The sequence below is a fragment of the Carnobacterium sp. genome (genome assembly GCF_049673005.1).
In the GTDB taxonomy this organism is placed as follows: Bacteria; Bacillota; Bacilli; order Lactobacillales; family Carnobacteriaceae; genus Carnobacterium_A.
This window is the reverse complement of record NZ_JBATXB010000097.1, coordinates 1-1,511: the sequence shown is the minus strand read 5'-3', so window position 1 is coordinate 1,511 and position 1,511 is coordinate 1. Positions and strand designations below refer to the sequence as shown.

The 1,511-nt window shown below is 38.1% G+C and carries 3 protein-coding genes; all 3 read left to right on the top strand.

The features are described 5' to 3' along the window. The coding region (locus WBF61_RS07210) for a hypothetical protein (protein ID WP_424255214.1) at positions 1-208 on the top strand (208 nt) is incomplete at its 5' end. Positions 209-406: 198 nt separating this feature from the next. Beyond that, the gene (locus tag WBF61_RS07205; protein ID WP_424255212.1) at positions 407-676 is read left to right on the top strand and encodes a DUF1778 domain-containing protein; all 270 of its coding nucleotides are present in this window, start codon (positions 407-409) and stop codon (positions 674-676) included. Next, positions 673-1,203, top strand: coding sequence for a GNAT family N-acetyltransferase (locus WBF61_RS07200; protein ID WP_011847801.1), 531 nt, complete (start codon positions 673-675; stop codon positions 1,201-1,203). Before WBF61_RS07205 ends, WBF61_RS07200 begins: the two co-directional genes overlap by 4 nt. Positions 1,204-1,511 lie beyond the last annotated feature (308 nt).

Genomic DNA, 1,511 nt, shown 5'->3' with positions numbered 1-1,511 from the left:
AGTTACAGCCGAAGGCGGCGTCTACGATACAATGTTTAATGACTTTAATACATTAACTATCGAGCCAAATCAGAAGAAAGTTTTTCATTTTGATGGCTATAGTGAACAAGGTATTAAGGAGCTACTTCAACTAAGAAAGGTTAAAGCTTTTGTTGTCGATTCAAACGGTAAAAAGTATGAATCAATAATAACGCAATACGGCTTATAAGAAATTAGACAAGGACAAAAACAGTTGGCTTTTGATCATTCCTCGCCATTTTAAATAACTAATGTTTTAGCTTAAATAGGTTTTATCCCCACAAATCTAAAAATCGCATCCGTACTGTGTCCGTACAAGTTGCGCTGTGGTTGTTTAAACTTTATACTCCAATCCATTACGGATTTACTCCGTACGATAGGAGGTTTTATGGCGACTGCAAGACTTGATATCCGTTTGGATGAAGAGATCAAAGCTAAGGCTGAGAAAGCATCGGCTTTGCTTGGGTTAAAAAGCTTAACTGAATACGTTGTTCGCTTAATGGACGAAGATTCAACTCAGGTGATTGCTGAGCATGAAAGCATTACTGTTAAAGCTGATGTATTCGACCAATTCATAATGGCTTGTGATGAGGCTAAGGCCCCGAACAAGGCATTGCGTGAAGCGGCAGTATTTACTAAAAGTGGTGAGTTTAAGTGAGTTACTCCAAGACTTTTAAAGAATTGGATAAATCACAACACGATAGAGCATCATTTGACTGTGGCGAAGCAGAGTTAAACGATTTTATCCAAACTCAAGCAGCGAAACACATGCAAGCAGGTATTAGCCGCACAATGGTTTTACCTGCTGTTACACCATTGCCCAATCAAAAATATCCAATTTGCTCATTTTATACTATCGCACCAAGTTCAATTTGCCGTGATACCTTGCCGCAAGCCATGGGTAAAAAGTTACCACGCTATCCCATTCCGGTCTTTCTGCTTGCTCAACTTGCTGTCCATAAAGAGTTTCATGGTAGTGGGTTAGGTAAAGCTAGCTTAATCAAAGCGCTAGAATATCTTTGGGAAATTAATGCTCACATGCGAGCTTATGCCATTGTTGTCGATTGCTTAACTGGCCAAGCTGAATCATTTTACGCTAAGTATGGTTTCGAGGTTCTTTGTGAAATCAACGGTCGTGTAAGAATGTTTATTCCAATGAAAACAGTCGGTCAGTTATTCACTTAGCTACAATCTCCTCGCCTTACTTGCTTATGCCTCACATTTGGGTATAGAAACTGTCTTTTGTATTCATAATGACTCAGTCTTAGATGCTGTTATGTATACAGTATTATTCGATTTGATCACATTTCACGGATTATAACCAAATATAGTTGTGCGCACTTATAGGGCTGATTCCAGTTTATACTATTTTTAATCAATGACTTATTGAAACGCGGCTTGAGATAATAGGTTTAGAACTCGCGCAACAGTGTTTTTCTGCATGGTTTCTTTGTTAAAGAACTGATAACTTTCTTTTATTACAAGTAATTAAC

Coding starts and splice junctions, on each gene's coding strand:
- WBF61_RS07205 (WP_424255212.1), top strand. CDS start 407: ATGGCGACTGCAAGACTTGATATCCGTTTGGATGAAGAGATCAAAGCT.